19 protein-coding genes are annotated in these 15,976 nt (G+C 54.4%); 16 read left to right on the top strand and 3 right to left on the bottom strand.

All coding sequences use genetic code 11. The annotated features are described in order from the left end of the window. Window position 1: 1 nt before the first annotated feature. Window positions 2-988 carry a KpsF/GutQ family sugar-phosphate isomerase gene (locus INT33_RS01565; protein ID WP_192537175.1) on the bottom strand — a complete coding sequence of 329 codons (987 nt, stop codon included), beginning with the start codon at window positions 986-988 and terminating at the stop codon, window positions 2-4. Between the two features lie 260 nt (window positions 989-1,248). Between INT33_RS01565 and INT33_RS01560 the strand changes: the two genes are divergently transcribed. The 9 genes from INT33_RS01560 to hisD all read left to right on the top strand — a co-directional run bounded on the left by INT33_RS01560 (window position 1,249) and on the right by hisD (window position 8,003). Further along, the gene (locus tag INT33_RS01560) at window positions 1,249-2,070 is read left to right on the top strand and encodes an ABC transporter ATP-binding protein (protein WP_192537177.1); all 822 of its coding nucleotides are present in this window, start codon (window positions 1,249-1,251) and stop codon (window positions 2,068-2,070) included. Then, window positions 2,070-2,870, top strand: a complete 801-nt coding sequence (gene mlaE / locus INT33_RS01555) for a lipid asymmetry maintenance ABC transporter permease subunit MlaE (RefSeq protein WP_192537179.1) — start codon at window positions 2,070-2,072, stop codon at window positions 2,868-2,870. Before INT33_RS01560 ends, mlaE begins: the two co-directional genes overlap by 1 nt. A 16-nt stretch (window positions 2,871-2,886) precedes the next feature. Next, window positions 2,887-3,351 carry an outer membrane lipid asymmetry maintenance protein MlaD gene (mlaD, locus tag INT33_RS01550; protein ID WP_192537180.1) on the top strand — a complete coding sequence of 155 codons (465 nt, stop codon included), beginning with the start codon at window positions 2,887-2,889 and terminating at the stop codon, window positions 3,349-3,351. A 25-nt stretch (window positions 3,352-3,376) separates the two neighbouring features. Then, window positions 3,377-4,033, top strand: coding sequence for an MlaC/ttg2D family ABC transporter substrate-binding protein (locus INT33_RS01545; RefSeq protein WP_192537182.1), 657 nt, complete (start codon window positions 3,377-3,379; stop codon window positions 4,031-4,033). Beyond that, window positions 4,030-4,362 carry an STAS domain-containing protein gene (locus INT33_RS01540; protein WP_192537184.1) on the top strand — a complete coding sequence of 111 codons (333 nt, stop codon included), beginning with the start codon at window positions 4,030-4,032 and terminating at the stop codon, window positions 4,360-4,362. Before INT33_RS01545 ends, INT33_RS01540 begins: the two co-directional genes overlap by 4 nt. 95 nt (window positions 4,363-4,457) lie before the next feature. Beyond that, a complete protein-coding gene (locus tag INT33_RS01535; protein ID WP_192537186.1) occupies window positions 4,458-4,709 on the top strand; it encodes a BolA family protein in 252 nt (83 codons plus the stop codon). A 10-nt stretch (window positions 4,710-4,719) separates the two neighbouring features. After that, a complete protein-coding gene (murA, locus tag INT33_RS01530) occupies window positions 4,720-5,982 on the top strand; it encodes a UDP-N-acetylglucosamine 1-carboxyvinyltransferase (protein ID WP_018915748.1) in 1,263 nt (420 codons plus the stop codon). A 28-nt stretch (window positions 5,983-6,010) separates the two neighbouring features. Then, window positions 6,011-6,664 carry an ATP phosphoribosyltransferase gene (gene hisG, locus INT33_RS01525; RefSeq protein WP_193090951.1) on the top strand — a complete coding sequence of 218 codons (654 nt, stop codon included), beginning with the start codon at window positions 6,011-6,013 and terminating at the stop codon, window positions 6,662-6,664. Window positions 6,665-6,686: 22 nt separating this feature from the next. Further along, a complete protein-coding gene (gene hisD / locus INT33_RS01520; RefSeq protein ID WP_192537323.1) occupies window positions 6,687-8,003 on the top strand; it encodes a histidinol dehydrogenase in 1,317 nt (438 codons plus the stop codon). Window positions 8,004-8,039: 36 nt separating this feature from the next. Here the strand turns inward: hisD and INT33_RS01515 are convergent, their stop codons facing one another. Next, window positions 8,040-9,281 (bottom strand): Do family serine endopeptidase, encoded by a 1,242-nt coding sequence (locus INT33_RS01515; protein WP_192537190.1) that lies wholly within the window; start codon window positions 9,279-9,281, stop codon window positions 8,040-8,042. A gap of 138 nt (window positions 9,282-9,419) precedes the next feature. On the opposite strand from INT33_RS01515, the gene INT33_RS01510 reads away from it, so the two are divergent. Beyond that, the gene (locus INT33_RS01510) at window positions 9,420-10,181 is read left to right on the top strand and encodes a Nif3-like dinuclear metal center hexameric protein (RefSeq protein ID WP_192537195.1); all 762 of its coding nucleotides are present in this window, start codon (window positions 9,420-9,422) and stop codon (window positions 10,179-10,181) included. 64 nt (window positions 10,182-10,245) lie between these two features. On the opposite strand, the gene INT33_RS01505 is transcribed toward INT33_RS01510, so the two are convergent. Continuing rightward, on the bottom strand, window positions 10,246-10,704 hold the full coding sequence (locus tag INT33_RS01505; RefSeq protein WP_192537197.1) for a ZapG family protein: 459 nt from the start codon (window positions 10,702-10,704) through the stop codon (window positions 10,246-10,248). A 202-nt stretch (window positions 10,705-10,906) separates the two neighbouring features. Between INT33_RS01505 and zapE the strand changes: the two genes are divergently transcribed. The 6 genes from zapE to INT33_RS01475 all read left to right on the top strand — a co-directional run bounded on the left by zapE (window position 10,907) and on the right by INT33_RS01475 (window position 15,938). Then, window positions 10,907-12,088 (top strand): cell division protein ZapE, encoded by a 1,182-nt coding sequence (zapE, locus tag INT33_RS01500; protein WP_192537199.1) that lies wholly within the window; start codon window positions 10,907-10,909, stop codon window positions 12,086-12,088. Between the two features lie 217 nt (window positions 12,089-12,305). Further along, complete coding sequence (gene rplM, locus INT33_RS01495; protein ID WP_018915755.1) at window positions 12,306-12,734, top strand: 50S ribosomal protein L13; 429 nt, start codon at window positions 12,306-12,308, stop codon at window positions 12,732-12,734. Window positions 12,735-12,747: 13 nt separating this feature from the next. Next, complete coding sequence (gene rpsI / locus INT33_RS01490; RefSeq protein ID WP_018915756.1) at window positions 12,748-13,137, top strand: 30S ribosomal protein S9; 390 nt, start codon at window positions 12,748-12,750, stop codon at window positions 13,135-13,137. 226 nt (window positions 13,138-13,363) lie between these two features. Then, on the top strand, window positions 13,364-13,960 hold the full coding sequence (gene petA / locus INT33_RS01485; protein WP_192537201.1) for a ubiquinol-cytochrome c reductase iron-sulfur subunit: 597 nt from the start codon (window positions 13,364-13,366) through the stop codon (window positions 13,958-13,960). Beyond that, on the top strand, window positions 13,960-15,213 hold the full coding sequence (locus INT33_RS01480) for a cytochrome b (protein ID WP_192537202.1): 1,254 nt from the start codon (window positions 13,960-13,962) through the stop codon (window positions 15,211-15,213). Before petA ends, INT33_RS01480 begins: the two co-directional genes overlap by 1 nt. Further along, a complete protein-coding gene (locus INT33_RS01475) occupies window positions 15,213-15,938 on the top strand; it encodes a cytochrome c1 (protein ID WP_192537204.1) in 726 nt (241 codons plus the stop codon). Before INT33_RS01480 ends, INT33_RS01475 begins: the two co-directional genes overlap by 1 nt. Window positions 15,939-15,976: the final 38 nt, after the last annotated feature.

Raw genomic sequence — 15,976 nt, 5'->3', positions numbered from 1 at the left:
ATTAAATAACGCCGCTGGCAAGCAGATCATGCATATGCAGCGCGCCAATGGGCCGCTGTTGATCATCGACTACGGCTAGAGCGGTAATGCGGCTATCTTCCATAATGCGTACTGCTTCGGCGGCCAGTATGTCGGGGCTAATGCGTTTGCCGGGCCGCGTCATGACATCGTCTACTACCACCTCACGAAGGTCGTGAAACTGATCGAGGGTGCGACGTAAATCGCCATCGGTATAAACCCCTGCCAAGCGGCCTTCGCTATCCACCACGCAGGTAAAACCGAGTCCCTGGCGGGTAATTTCAAGCAGTGCATCACGCAGCGGGCTGCCAAGCGCTACCTGTGGCAAACGTATACCATCATGCATGAGATCTTTAACCCGCAATAAAAGCCGTTTGCCTAAGCTGCCGCCTGGATGAGATAACGCAAAATCATCGGCGGTGAAGCCGCGGGCTTCAAGCAAAGCAACGGCAAGGGCATCGCCTAGTGCTAGCGCCGCCGTGGTAGAGCTTGTCGGTGCCAGGTCAAGCGGGCAGGCCTCGCGCTCGACGCCGCTATCCAGGTGCGCATCGGCATGCTTGGCAAGCGTTGAGTTGGGCTTGCCGGTCATGCTGATCAGCGGTGTGCCCAGACGCTTCAGTAAGGGAAGCAGCGCGGTTACCTCAGCAGTTTCGCCGGAATTGGAAAGCGCCAGTACCACGTCGGTACGTGTAATCATGCCTAAGTCACCGTGGCTGGCTTCGCCGGGGTGAACAAAAAAAGCCGGCGTGCCCGTACTGGCAAGCGTCGCGGCAAGCTTTCCGGCAATATGCCCTGACTTGCCCATGCCGGTCACCACTACGCGGCCTTGACAGGCCAGCATTAGTTCACAGGCACGGTCAAAGCTCTCATCAAGCTTGGCCTGAAGGCCGCCGATTGCGGCCTGTTCAATTTGCAGCGTGCGCAAAGCGCTTTCACGCAGCAGGCTAAGGGTAGAGGAGGGTTGAGGCATGGAAATCTCGTTTTGATTGAAACGTTCTGAATGAAACATACAGCGACAAGCCCATAAGAATAACATTTAGTCACTGCGTATAAGCATAGCGTCTTGAAGGGTTTTTATGTCGCATTGGAACGTAGACTCGTCTGTTAGTGCCAATAGAGTTAAGATACGATGTTCGATAATATTTCGAAAACACTGTTTTTAAACTGTAGAATAGGCCAGAAGTACTACTGGCCCGCTCTGAACCAGCGATAATGGGAGTCAATCAACCCATGACAGACGTTCCCTTCATTGAAATTGAAGACGTGCACTTCTCGCGTGGGAGCCATGAGATTTTTCGCGGCATCAATATGGTGATCCCTCAGGGTAAAGTAACTGCGATCATGGGGCCTAGCGGCACGGGCAAAACCACGCTGCTTAAGTTGATAGGGGGACAGTTAACGCCTGAACGCGGGCGCATTCTAGTTGATGGCCAGGACGTGCACCGACTATCAAGAAAGGCGCTATTTACATTACGTAAGCGCATGGGAATGCTGTTTCAAAGCGGCGCGCTGTTTTCGGACCTGGATGTATTTGAAAACGTGGCTTTTCCGCTGCGCGTACACACTGATTTAACGGATGTCATGATCCGTGATCTGGTATTGCTCAAACTTGAGGCCGTTGGGTTGCGCGGTGCTCGTCATCTTACCCCTGCCGAGCTGTCTGGAGGGATGGCAAGACGCGTCGCCCTTGCCCGGGCAATTGCCCTCGACCCAGAGCTGATTCTTTATGATGAGCCTTTTGTCGGCCAGGACCCTATTTCAATGGGCGTGCTTGTGCAGTTAATCAAACGGCTTAATCAGGCGCTTGAGCTCACTTCGGTAGTGGTATCGCACGATATTAAAGAAACGTTGAGCATTGCTGATTACTTGTATCTTTTGGCCGACGGACAGGTGGTTGCCGAAGGGACGCCACACACCCTCAATGCCAACCAGGATCCGCGTGTCAGCCAGTTTGTACATGGCGAGCCTGATGGGCCGGTGCCGTTTCACTATCCCGCCGAGACGCTTTATCGCGATATTCTCGGTCAAGCTACCGCGACTAGGGCAGGGTAATGCACACAAGATTTCAACAAGGCGTCGATCAGATCGCCAGATTAGGGCGAAAAGGGTGCGACGTGATGGAGGCGTTAGGCCGTGCCGGTCTGTTTCTGGCCCAGTCAGCGGTGGGGGTGCCCTCCCGTGAAGGGTGGTATTTGTGGCTTCGCCAGATGCACTTTGTCGGTGTGCTCTCGCTCGCCATTGTCCTCGTTTCGGGGCTATTTATCGGCATGGTGCTGGCGCTGCAGGGCTACACTATTCTGGTTGATTTTGGCGCTGAGCAGGCGCTGGGGCAAATGGTGGCACTTTCACTGCTGCGCGAGCTGGCGCCGGTGGTCGCAGCACTGCTGTTCGCCGGGCGAGCAGGGTCGGCACTCACCGCTGAAATCGGCTTGATGAAGGCAACCGAGCAGCTGACCAGCATGGAAATGATTGGGGTAGACCCTTTGCGCCGGGTCATTGCACCCAGGCTCTGGGCCGGCTTTGTGGCGCTGCCGATTCTTACCGTAGGGTTTGGTGTAGTGGGTATCTGGGGCGGCTATCTAGTAGGGGTGGAGTGGTTGGGCGTCTTCGAAGGCTCTTACTGGAGCAATATGCAGGCCAGCGTCTCTTTTGTCAGCGATGTGGGTAACGGCATTATCAAGAGCTTGGTTTTCGCTGTGGTGGTCACCTGGATCGCTGTGTTCCAGGGATATGATCTGGTGCCTACGTCTGAAGGTATTTCGCGCGCTACCACGCGCACGGTGGTGTATTCGTCGCTTGCGGTGCTGGGGCTTGATTTTGTATTAACCGCCGTCATGTTCGGCGGTCTTTAAGGGGTGGAGTGATTTCATGAAGCGCAGTAAAACCATGGAGTTTGGTGTCGGCCTGTTTATGCTGGCGGGAATTGTCGGGCTGGTGTTTCTGGGCCTGCGTGTAAGTGGCTTAAGCCTTTCCGCCCCTTCTGAAACGTTCCGTCTGGAAGCTAACTTTGCCAATATCGGGGGGCTGAAGCCCCGTGCCCGGGTCACCATGGCAGGCGTTACGGTGGGGCGCGTAGAGTCGATTGATCTGGATACTGAATGGTATGACGCCAATGTCACGCTACGCTTGGATAATGACCTGGAAGGCCAGCTGTCCCAGGATACCACCGCGGCGATTCTCACTGCTGGCTTACTGGGCGAGCAGTATATCGGTTTAAGCGTAGGCGGTGACCCGGCAGTATTGGAAGATGGCGATACCATACGCGATACGCAGTCGGCGCTGGTGCTAGAAGAACTTATCCAGCAATTTGTATCCAATATGGCTAGTAACTAAACGTTAAGTAGAAGAGGTGAAGGTAATGCGAAAAACGACACTGCCGTTAATGCGTTGGCTGGTTGCTCTGATGGTGCTGGCATTGGCACTGCCGCTTCAGGCCCAGGCTCAATCACAGTCACCTGAAGCGATGGTTCGCGAAAACGTGGATGCGCTGATGGGTGAGATCGAAGGCAAAAAAGACTACTACGCAAGCAATATCGATGAGCTTGAAGCGCTGGTTGACGATAGCCTTGAAGATGTGGCGGATTTTCGCTACATCGGCGCAAGCGTGATGGGTAGCTACTTTCGTAACGCGACACCTGAGCAGCGCAGCCGCTTTGCGGATGTTTTCCGTCAAACCTTGATTGATACTTACACGCGCGGTTTGGTGACCTTTGATTATCAGGATCTGCGCGTACTGGATAATCAGCGCAGCCAACGCTATGAAGACCAGGCCAGCGTGGATATGGAAGTGGTGGCCACCAATGGTCAGGTTTATCCGGTTAGCTACAGCCTGCGCCTTTCAGGCGGTGACTGGCGTGTAGTAAACGTGATCGTCAACGGTATTAACTTGGGCTTGACCTTCCGTAACCAGTTTGATCAGGCAATGCGCGAAAACAATCGTGATTACGACGCGGTTATTCGTGCCTGGGCGCCTGAAATTGGCGTAGACGAGTTAGAGCAAGGGGGCGATGCGTGACGCTGTTGCTGTCACAGTCACAGGTAAGCCTTAAGGTAGAGCAGGGCACGCTATATGTGGCCGGCGATGCCGGTATGGCAACGGCGGCTGAGCTTGCCGCCGTTGGCAGCAAGTGGCTAAAGGCTACTGAGTTAAACGCAGTGGCGCTTGATTTTAGCGGCGTTCAAAAAGCCAGTAGTGCCGTCGTCAGCGTGCTATTTGAGTGGCTACGCACCTGTCAGGCATGCGAGATCACGGTTAGCGGCGTAATGCTTTCTGCACCGCTTGAGCGTTTAGCCGCTTTGTCTGAAGTTGAAGCATTGATTCATTCGCCGACCCTCGCCCGTTAGGGTTGGCACCCTTGGCATCGCCAAGCGTGTCGCTTTTCTTTATTATGTTGCCCTATTAGCATTATTCACACTGACCCGAAGGAGTTTCCTGTCTCATGCAACCCAATGAGGTAAAAGCGCTGCTTGAATCCCGTGTCGACGGATGTGAGTTCCATATCCAGGGCGAAGGCTGTAATTTCCAAGTGATTGCGGTTGGTGAAGCCTTTGAAGGTCTCTCTCCGGTTAAGCGTCAGCAATTGGTTTACGCAGCGCTCAGTGATGAGATCGCTTCAGGCGCTCTGCACGCCATTAGCATTAAGACGTTTACTCCGACGCAGTGGTCCACTGCGTCGGAAAACGCCCAGTAACGGCGGCTGCATGGATAAGTTAATTATTACCGGCAACGGATCGGTCGACGGTGAAGTCTGGGTAAGCGGTGCCAAAAATGCCGCGCTGCCTATTTTATGTGCCACCCTCTTGGCGGATGGCCCGGTAGTCATTGGTAACCTGCCGCATCTTCAGGATATCACTACCACGCTTGAACTATTGGGCCGCATGGGCGTTGAGCCCGTCATGGGTGAAAAGCTCAGCATTCAGCTGGATGGCTCGCAAGTGACGCATTGCCACGCGCCTTATGAGCTGGTCAAGAAGATGCGCGCCTCTATTCTGGTATTGGGTCCGCTGCTTGCTCATTTTGGCGAGGCGGATGTATCGCTGCCCGGCGGCTGCGCGATCGGTTCGCGTCCGGTTGATCTGCATATTCGTGGCCTTGAAGCCATGGGTGCTGATATTCGTGTTGAGAGCGGGTATATCCGTGCTCGTGTTGATGGTCGCTTAAAAGGCGCCACGATCTTCTTCGATACGGTGACGGTCACGGGGACTGAAAACCTGCTGATGGCGGCAACGCTTGCCGAGGGCAAAACCGTTCTTGAGAACGCTGCTCGCGAGCCGGAAATTGTCGACCTTGCTGAGTGCCTGATCAAAATGGGTGCCAATATCCGTGGTCACGGTACTGATACGATTGTGATTGAAGGTGTCGAGAAGCTTCATGGTTGCCACCATGACGTGATGCCGGATCGCATCGAAACCGGTACTTTCCTGGTTGCTGCCGCCATGACTGGCGGGCGAGTAAAGGTAAAGCGTACGCGAGCGGATATTCTCGATGCGGTGCTTGCCAAGCTTGAGGAGGCGGGTGCCGAGATCACCACCGGTGATGATTGGATCGCTCTGGATATGCATGGCAAGCGGCCAAAAGCCGTCAATATACGCACCGCGCCTTATCCGGCTTTCCCAACCGACATGCAGGCGCAGTTCGTTGCCATGAATGCGGTGGCCACTGGGCACTCGCGGGTGGTGGAAACCATCTTCGAAAACCGCTTTATGCACGTGCAAGAGCTTAACCGCATGGGGGCGGATATCACACTGGAAGGCAACACTGCGCTAATCAATGGCGTAGAAAAGCTTTCCGGTGCTCCCGTGATGGCTACTGATCTGCGCGCCTCAGCCTCTCTGGTGATCGCGGCGATGATGGCGGAAGGCGAAACGCTGGTCGACCGTATCTACCATATTGATCGTGGCTACGAGTGTATCGAAGAGAAATTGCAGCTGCTGGGTGCACGCATTCGCCGTATTCCTGGCTAAGCCATGCTATTAACCATTGGCCAATACAATGAGTAAGCAACTAATTTTAGCCCTTTCCAAAGGGCGCATTTTGGATGAAACGCTACCACTGCTCGCCGATGCAGGTATTACGCCAGCGGAAGATTTAGGCAAGAGTCGTAAGCTGCTGTTTGACACCAATCTGCCTGATGTAAAGCTGGTAGTCATTCGGGCAACCGACGTGCCTACCTATGTACAGCTGGGTGCTGCTGACCTGGGTATTGCGGGTAAAGACGTTCTTCTGGAGCATGGCGCCGAAGGCCTGTATGAGCCGTTGGATTTGGAAATTGCCCGCTGCAAGCTGATGACGGCGGGCGTTACCGGACAGCAGCCAGCGCTTGCGCGCCGACGCGTTGCGACCAAGTTTGTCGATATTGCCCGACGTTACTATGCCGAGCAGGGTATTCAGGCCGAAGTCATCAAGCTTTACGGTGCGATGGAGCTGGCGCCTTTGATGAACTTGGCCGATGAAATCGTGGATATTGTGGATACCGGCAATACGCTGCGTGCCAATGGCATGGAGCCGCGTGAGCTGATTGCCCATATCAGTACGCGCTTGGTGGTTAATAAGGCCGCCATGACCATGAAGCACGAGCGTATCAAGCCACTGTTGGCACGCTTGGATAGCGCAGTTAAAAAGCGCCAGGCCCTCGCAACTGAATGATCCGGGAGAGTTTATGAGCACTATGTCTTCAGCCAGTACGGCTACTATATCCCGGCTCTCAACGCTTGATGCCACGTTTGATCAGCACCTGGGGGCGCTCCTGGATTGGGAGGGCGTCTCGGATTCGGCGGTTCAGTCACGTGTTGATGAAATTTTGAGCGATGTTAAGCAACGTGGCGACGCCGCAGTGATTGAGGCGACCAATCGCTTTGACCGGCTATCGGTTGAAGGGATGGAAGAGCTGCGCTTAAAGCCCGAGCAGCTAAAACAGGCCTTCGATAACCTGCCTGCTGAGCAACGCGATGCGCTTGCCAGCGCCGCTGAGCGTATAAGGCTTTATCACGAACGCCAAAAACCCACGTCCTGGCAGTATGAGGAAGCCGACGGCACCGTGCTTGGCCAGCAGGTAACCGCGCTTGATCGGGCGGGTATCTACGTGCCGGGTGGCAAGGCTGCCTATCCATCGTCTGTATTGATGAATGCGATCCCGGCGCACGTGGCTGGCGTTCGTGAAATCGTCATGGTGGTGCCTACGCCGGATGGTGTTGTGAACGAGCTGGTTTTGGCGGCCGCTCACCTGGCAGGTGTTGACTATGTCTTCACCATCGGCGGCGCCCAGGCTATCGCCGCGATGGCATACGGTACCGAGACCGTGCCGAGAGTGGACAAGATTGTAGGCCCCGGCAATATTTATGTTGCCACGGCAAAGCGCGCGGTATTCGGGCAAGTGGGCATCGATATGATCGCGGGACCTTCAGAAATTCTGGTGGTGTCCGACGGGCAAACCGATCCTGACTGGCTGGCGATGGATCTGTTTTCTCAGGCAGAGCATGACGAGGATGCTCAGGCAATTCTGGTGAGCTGGGATAGCGCGCATCTGGATGCGGTAGCGGCCTCCATTGAGCGCCTGCTGCCTACTCTGGATCGCGAAGGCATTGTGCGTGAGTCATTGAGCCGCCGCGGCGCGCTGATTCTTTGCCAGGATAAAGCCGACGCGATTGCCATGATTAACCGTATTGCGCCAGAGCACTTGGAGCTTTCTGTCGAAGCGCCCGATACATGGTTGGGCGAGGTTCGTCATGCGGGTGCCATCTTTATGGGGCGCTACACGGCAGAGGCGCTCGGCGATTACTGTGCAGGTCCTAACCATGTTCTGCCCACGTCGGGCACAGCGCGCTTCTCATCGCCTCTGGGTGTCTACGACTTTCAGAAGCGCTCTTCGATTATTCACTGTTCAAGTGAAGGCGCTTCAGAGCTTGGCAAGGTTGCCTCTGTTTTGGCGCGTGGAGAGTCGCTGACCGCACATGCGCGGTCAGCTGAGTACCGTATCCGCAACTGAGCTATCCATAGCTGAGGTATTTGCGTCAGGCGAGCCTCAGGAGTCACTGGGTCGCTCGCCTGCCGGCGCATCATTGATAATCGGGCGTTCGCCCACTTCAAGCGTTACGTCTATCCGCTCGCCGCTACGTACTATGGTGAGCGGTAACGATGTACCGGGTTCGATGGAGGCAATGTTGCTCATGGTGGCGCGGGCATCCAGAACGGTTTTTCCGTCAACCGACAGCAAAATATCGCCGGGCTGAAGGCCTGCTTTATCTGCCGGGCCGCCACTGACGACGCCTGCCACAATAACCCCTTGAGGGGTGCGTAATCCAAACGAGGCGGCCAGTTCCCGGGATAGCGCCTGCGCTTCGATGCCCAGCCAGCCACGAATAACCCGACCTTGAGTTACCAGTTCATCTAAAATGCTGTGTGCAAGGTTGGCGGGGATCGCAAAGCCGATACCTTGAGAGCCGCCCGAGCGGGAAAATATCGCAGTATTGATACCCACCAGTGCCCCGTCGGGGTTGACCAGTGCGCCGCCGGAATTACCGGGATTGATCGCCGCATCGGTCTGAATAAAGTCTTCGTAGGCATTTAGTCCTAAATGGCTTCGCCCCGTGGCGCTAATAATGCCCATGGTTACGGTTTGGCCAACGCCAAAGGGATTACCGATCGCCAGTGCCACATCACCCACGGCGACATCTTCTGAGTCAGCCATTTCAATAACCGGTAGGTCTTCAAGATTGATACGCAGAACGGCCAAATCGCTTTCTGGGTCGGTGCCGATGACTTCGGCAAGGGTTTCGCGGCCATCGCGTAGCGCGACCTGGATCTCGTCTGCGCCATTAATGACGTGATGGTTGGTCAATACATAGCCATCGTGGCTGATGATAACCCCTGACCCGAGGCTTGAGAGCATACGCTGGTGCGTCGTAGCGTCATCGCCATTAAAAAATTGCTGGAAGAAAGGATCCGACATCAAGGGGTGCTGGTCACGCTCGACAATGCGCGACGAGTAAACGTTAACCACCGCAGGGGCGGCCTGATTGACCGCGTGTGAATAGCTGGCCGGGCCCTGGTCGCGGGAAAGGGGCGCTGCCTGGCGAACTTCGGGCGCCGGACGGCTGCTTGCCTGCTCGCTTGCGGTGACTAGCGGCGAGGCGGGTGTCTGCGCAGGTGCGGGCGCATTATTAAATGGATTGGGTATGTGCTCTGGAAATGCAAATAAAAGCAGGGCAGCGAGCAGTACCCCGGTCAAAATAGGCCATACATAAGGCAGCACAAAGCGGTGCATGCAAAAATTCCTCAGCGGGTAGTGGTCTTATCAAATGTGAGGTTCGCGATAACACGAAGCGAGTTTTACTATGGCATGATGGTAACACTTTCTAGCTTAGTTCCTCACGGTAGTCAGAGAATCATTAAAGGAGTCTTTGTGACCCATCGCGATCAGATAGTAGCCGCTTGCGACCATCAGTTGCGGGCTTCGACATTTAAGGATTTTACCATCAATGGTTTGCAGGTGGCCGGACGCGAGCAGGTGAGTCGCGTGATGACGGGCGTCACTGCTTGCCAGGCGCTATTGGATGAAGCTGTCGCTTGGCAGGCCGATATGGTCTTGGTTCACCATGGCTATTTTTGGAAAAATGAACCGGTCGCGATTACCGGCATGAAATATAAGCGCATCAAAACACTGATGGATCATGAGATTAACTTGCTTGCCTATCACTTGCCGCTTGATGCACACAGTGAAATGGGTAACAACGCAGAGCTTGCCAGACGTTTAGGCTGGAAAGTGGAGGGCTGTCTGGACGGTGAGTTGGGCGAGGGATTTCTCTGGTCGGGGCGCTTGCCTCAGGCACAGCGTATTCACACCCTGGCGGTTCAGATAGCTGGTACGTTGCATCGTTCTCCGCTGGTGATTGAGGCGGATAATGACAACGATATTGAGCGAATTGCGTGGTGTACAGGCGGGGCGCAGGACATGATTACGGCTGCTTATGACGCCGGTGCCCAGGCCTTTATATCAGGGGAGATTTCCGAGCGGACGACTCATCTGGCGCGCGAGTTGGGCATTCACTATATTGCCGCGGGGCATCATGCCACCGAGCGTTACGGCGTTCAGGCGCTGGGGGAGTGGTTGGCTGCTGAGCACGGGATTGAGCACCGCTTTGTCGATATAGATAACCCCGCCTGACCATGCGACAGGGGGCGGGCAGCCTTCATCGCTGCCCGCCCTTCGCTTAATAAGCAGCGCTGGCTTAATAGCGGGGTGGTTGAGGGGCGTTCGTGTTCGTGGCGCTATCTTTTAGGCCGAAATTCTCTGATAGCGTGCCGTTTTTGCCATCGGCATAGTCGCGAGGCGTCGTTAGCGGGCTATCTGAAGCCTGGCTGGCAGTTGGTTGGTGTATCGGCTGGCGCTCTTTGAGCTCAGGCGGGGTGCTGCTGCCTAGGTGCCACTCCTCGGCATCCTCTCTGATCTGGTGTTCAAGCTGGTCGGCCTCGGACCGAATGCTGTCCAGGCGTTGAAAAACGCCGGTGAGATGGCCGCCCATCCCTTTCTTGAGCTCGGCAATTTGATGTTCTCGTTCCAGCAGTGTTTGGCGCAAGGAGGCATTGTTACGCTCTCCTTTACTGAACAAACGGTAGCATCCTAAACCGATGATGAAGCCGATAATGATGCCAACAATGGCAAAGGTATAAGGCGAGCTTGCTTCCACAGTTTTCTCCCTGACGCTTGATGCGCTCCGCCAATGTAAGGTGAGCGGTTTGCGAACGAACAATCTTCATTATAAGCGTCGATTGGTTGGTTAGGTCAATCCAACCATGCGCTTAGAGTGTTCGCCGCGTATAATCACCCCTTTTTGAAGGGCGGTCGGTCGCATCGTCAACACCGTCGTAATACGTTTTGGAGGCGATTAAATGCCATCTACTTCTGCAGATAAAAAGGTGAGTCCGTCATCTCGACCAACGCCGATCGAGCGCTATCGCGCTGATTTAACGCGCGAAGACTTTCAGTATGATGCGGCTCAGGAGTCGGCAGTCAAACATCTGCAGCGGCTTTATGACGATTTGATCGCCGCGCCGACTACCGTGCCTAAAACGGTGATCGCCAACAGAGGACTCAAGGCCAAGATGGCGGGCCTGTTTGGTAAATCAGCGTCTTCAGGCGAGCCAGCCTTGCCTCAGGTGCGTGGCCTGTATTTCTGGGGTGGCGTGGGGCGCGGCAAAACGTATCTAGTGGATACCTTTTATGAGGCGCTACCTTTTCCCGAAAAGATGCGCACCCACTTCCATCGGTTTATGCAGCGGGTTCACAATGAGCTGACCCACTATAAAGGCGAAAAAAATCCGCTTACCTTAATTGCCGGTAAGTTCGCCTCGGAAGCGCGAGTGATCTGCTTTGATGAGTTTTTTGTCAAAGACATTACCGATGCCATGATTCTGGCGAATTTAATGGAAGCGTTGTTTGAACGTGGGGTTGTGCTGGTCGCTACGTCCAATATCGTACCCGATGACCTTTATAAGGATGGTCTGCAGCGGGCGCGCTTCCTGCCTGCTATCGACTTGGTCAAGCGCCACTGCGATGTCGTTAACGTTGATTCCGGCGTGGACTACCGGCTGCGTGCGCTTGAACGCGCTGAAATTTTTCACTCGCCGCTGGATAAGGCGGCAGAGCTGGAGCTTGCGCGCAGTTTTCGGGAGATCGCCGGGCAGGAAGGTGAGGCAGATGCCCCGCTGGAAATTAATCACCGGGTGCTTAAAACCCGTAGGCTTCAGGAAAATGTCGCGTGGTTCGAGTTTTTGGAACTGTGCGACGGGCCGCGTAGCCAGAACGACTATATCGAGCTTGCGCGAGGTTTTAATGCCGTGCTGGTGTCCAACGTCACGCCAATGGATGCAAAGCATGATGATCAGGCGCGTCGGTTTATCAACATGGTCGACGAATTTTATGACCGTGGCGTAAAGCTTTTAATGTCCGCAGAAGTACCTATTGAGTCGCTTTATAGTGGCGGTAAGCTAACCTTTGAGTTTCAACGCACGCTGTCGCGGCTTCAGGAGATGCAGTCGCGCGAATATCTGGCGTTGCCCCATAAGCCTTGATCCCATAAGCCTTGATAGAACGCTATGGCTGTTTTGCCGAAGCGGCAGGGTAGAGAAAAAACATCGATAGGCCTTAACTTGTCGAGTGTCTTACTGTAGAATGCCGCCTCGCTGCATGTTGCTAAGGTAATTTCCTGGCAACCAAAAAAAATAGGGATGGTGCTTCACCGCTTGGCGGTGGTAGTCACCCAACACACTTAATCTGGTGATTTCATCCATGAAGACGTTCAGTGCTAAGCCGCAGTCCGTCCAGCGCGACTGGTATGTAGTCGACGCCACGGACAAAACGCTCGGTCGTCTGGCAACCGAGATTGCTCGCCGCCTGCGTGGCAAGCATAAGCCCGAATTTACCCCTCACGTTGATACTGGCGACTACATCGTTGTGATTAACGCCGAGAAAGTCCATGTAACTGGCAACAAGGCGAAGGCTAAGACCTATTACCGCCATACCGGTTACCCGGGCGGTCTGCGTTCCATGACGTTTGACAAAATGCTTGATCATGCGCCCGAGCGCATCATTGAGTTCGCCGTTAAAGGTATGCTGCCGAAAGGTCCGCTGGGTCGTGCCATGTATACCAAGTTAAAAGTGTACGCCGGTGCCGAGCATCCGCATGCTGCTCAACAGCCGCTTGAACTGAACATCTGAGGAAATCTTCGCCATGACACAGCAGTATTACGGTACCGGGCGCCGCAAGACTTCCACCGCTCGCGTGTTTATGAAGCCGGGCTCTGGCAAAATCACCGTTAACGATAAAGACCTCGACCTGTATTTCGGTCGTGTGACTGGTCGTATGGTGGTTCGTCAGCCGCTTGAGTTGACTGAGACGCTGAACCAGTTTGACCTGTTCATCACTGTCGCTGGCGGTGGTGGCTCCTCTCAAGCAGGTGCTATTCGTCACGGTATTACTCGCGCCCTGATGAACTACAACGAAGACCTGCGTCCTGCGCTACGTGCCGCTGGCTACGTTACGCGTGATGCTCGTCAAGTTGAGCGTAAGAAAGTCGGCCTGCGCAAAGCACGTCGTCGTCCGCAGTTCTCCAAGCGTTAATTTTCCAACGCTGTGCGGCAAAACGCCCAGGCCACCGGCCTGGGCGTTTTTTATTGTAAAATCAAAATCCCTATGGCTTGGGCGTTATGCTATTTTGCTGTCTTTAAAGCAGTGAGTGGCAACCTTTCTGTGTGTCGCATCCAACACTCTGCACGCTTATTGTTAAGCGTTAATTTATAGTCACATGTTTATAGCCACATGAAGATTTGAATGGGAGAAGTCCCGTATGGCAGACCACGGCGTTAATAAAGGTCGACGACGTTTCCTTGTCGGGGCTACTTCCGTTATGGGGGCGGTGGGTGTTATCGGCGTGGCCGTTCCATTTGTGGCTTCGTGGAAGCCGAGCGCGCGAGCGCGTGCGGCGGGTGCGCCGGTTCAGGCTGATATATCCAAGCTGCGCCCAGGGCAGCGTATGACCGTTGAGTGGCGGGGGCGGCCGATATGGATCATTCGCCGTACGTCTGAAATGATCGCGCGTACGCAGGCGCTGCCGGCGGATTATCTGGCAGATCCTGATTCACGCCAGCCGCAGCAGCCTGCTTACGTGCAAGGGGAGCTCCGTTCGCTCAGGCCTGAGGTCGGCGTGCTGGTTGGCCTGTGTACGCATTTTGGCTGCTCGCCGCTGTATCGCCCCGAGCCTGATGCTCAGGCGGGTGATGATCACTGGCCTGGAGGGTTCTTCTGTCCTTGCCATAGCTCGCGGTTTGATTTGGCCGGGCGTGTGTATGCAAGCATGCCCGCGCCAATCAATCTGGAGGTGCCGCCTTATCATTATCTAAGCGAGCATATTATCGTAGTGGGTGAGGATCAGGAGGCGGGTTGATGGCGTCGCAGGACAAGACAGGCGGTGGTTTTATGAAATGGCTGGACACGCGCTTTCCGGCAAGCAGGCTATGGCGCGACCATCTCGCCAGTTACTACGTTCCTAAAAACCTTAATGTCTGGTATGTGTTTGGCTCGCTTGCTCTGTTGGTGTTGGTTAATCAGCTGTTAACCGGCATCTGGCTAACCATGAGCTATAGTCCGACTGCCGAAGGGGCCTTCGCGTCCATTGAGTACATTATGCGTGACGTGGAGTGGGGATGGCTGATCCGTCATATGCATACCACCGGCGCCTCAGCGCTGTTTATCGTTGTCTATCTGCATATGTTTCGTGGGCTTCTGTACGGCTCATACAAGGCGCCGCGCGAGCTTGTGTGGGTGTTTGGAATGGCCTTGTATCTGGTGCTGATGGCTGAGGCGTTTATGGGCTATCTGCTGCCTTGGGGGCAGATGTCCTACTGGGGGGCGCAGGTAATTACATCGCTATTCTCGGCGATTCCAGGTATCGGAGAGGGGCTTGCTCAGTGGGTGCGTGGCGATTACCTGGTATCGGGTGTTACCTTGAATCGTTTTTTTGCGTTACATGTCGTCGCCTTGCCGCTGGTTATTCTGGGCCTGGTAGTGCTGCATATTGTGGCGCTGCATGAAGTAGGGTCGAATAACCCCGACGGTATTGATATTCGAATGCGCATCGACGATGCGGGTAAACCGCTGGATGGTATCCCATTTCATCCGTATTATACCGTCAAGGATTTACTTGGCGTGGCGATCTTCTTGTGCGTTTTTTGTGGGGTTATTTTTTATTTTCCAGAAGGCGGCGGTTATTTTATTGAGCAGCCAAACTTTGAGCCGGCCAATCCGCTGCAAACGCCTGATCATATTGCGCCGGTTTGGTACTTCACGCCCTTTTACGCCATTTTGCGTGCGATCAACTTTTCAATATTTGGTTTGGACGCCAGGTTTCTGGGCGTCGTTTTCATGGGCGGCGCCATTGCAGTACTTTTTGTTGTGCCGTGGTTGGATCGTAGCCCAGTTCGTTCCATGCGCTACAAGGGCTGGCTATCAAAGCTAATGTTGGGGCTGTTTGGGGTAAGTTTTGTCGCTTTGGGTGTGCTGGGTATGTTGCCATCCACGCCTGTGCGAACGCACTTGGCGCAACTGTTTACCGCGACTTACTTTGCCTATTTTCTGTTCATGCCTATTTATACCCGTTTGGAAAAAACCAAACCTGTGCCCGAAAGGGTGACCGGCTGATGAAGCATCTATGGATAGCAGTATACTTTTTGCTAATGCCCATAATAGCAGTAGGCGGGCAGGGCGAGCGCGAATTACGCTCGGGGGCGCCTGACTTGCAGGATCAGGCGTCACTACAGAATGGCCTAAAGCTTTACGTCAATTATTGCTTGGGTTGCCATACGCTGAGCTATCAGCGATTTTCACGCACAGCCAATGATCTGGATATTCCTCAGGCGCTGATGGAGGAGGCCGTCATGTTTTCATCGGCGGCCGACTTTAATGACCCTATGCATAATGCCTTGAGGGCGGAAGAAGCAGCGCAGTGGTGGGGCGTTGCACCGCCGGATTTGTCGCTGACGGTACGTCTGCGGGGGGCTGACTGGGTGAATGCTTATCTGCTGGGGTTTTATCAAGACTCTAGTCGTCCGAATGGCGTCAATAATACGCTGTTTGACTCAGTGGCCATGCCCAATGTGCTTGAGCCGCTTCAGGGGGTACAGGTGCTGGATTGCTCTAAAGCTGAGCAGCAAGGATGCGATCGCTTGAAAGTGATAACACCTGGGGTGATGGCGCCCGATGAGTTTGAAAGTGCGGTATACGATATTACTAATTTCTTAGCCTATGTTAGTGAACCTTATCGACTGAAAGCTCAAGCTGTGGCGCCTAAGATTATGATTTTTTTATTTATTTTTAGCGTCATTGTCTACTTTCTTAAGCGTGAGTACTGGAAAGATGTGTATTGACGTGGTTGGACGTAAATAAGTTGGCAGCATAAGCCATG

It is taken from the genome of Halomonas colorata, assembly GCF_014897985.1.
In the GTDB taxonomy this organism is placed as follows: domain Bacteria; phylum Pseudomonadota; class Gammaproteobacteria; order Pseudomonadales; family Halomonadaceae; genus Vreelandella; species Vreelandella colorata.
This window is presented reverse-complemented; position numbering and strand designations above follow the sequence as displayed.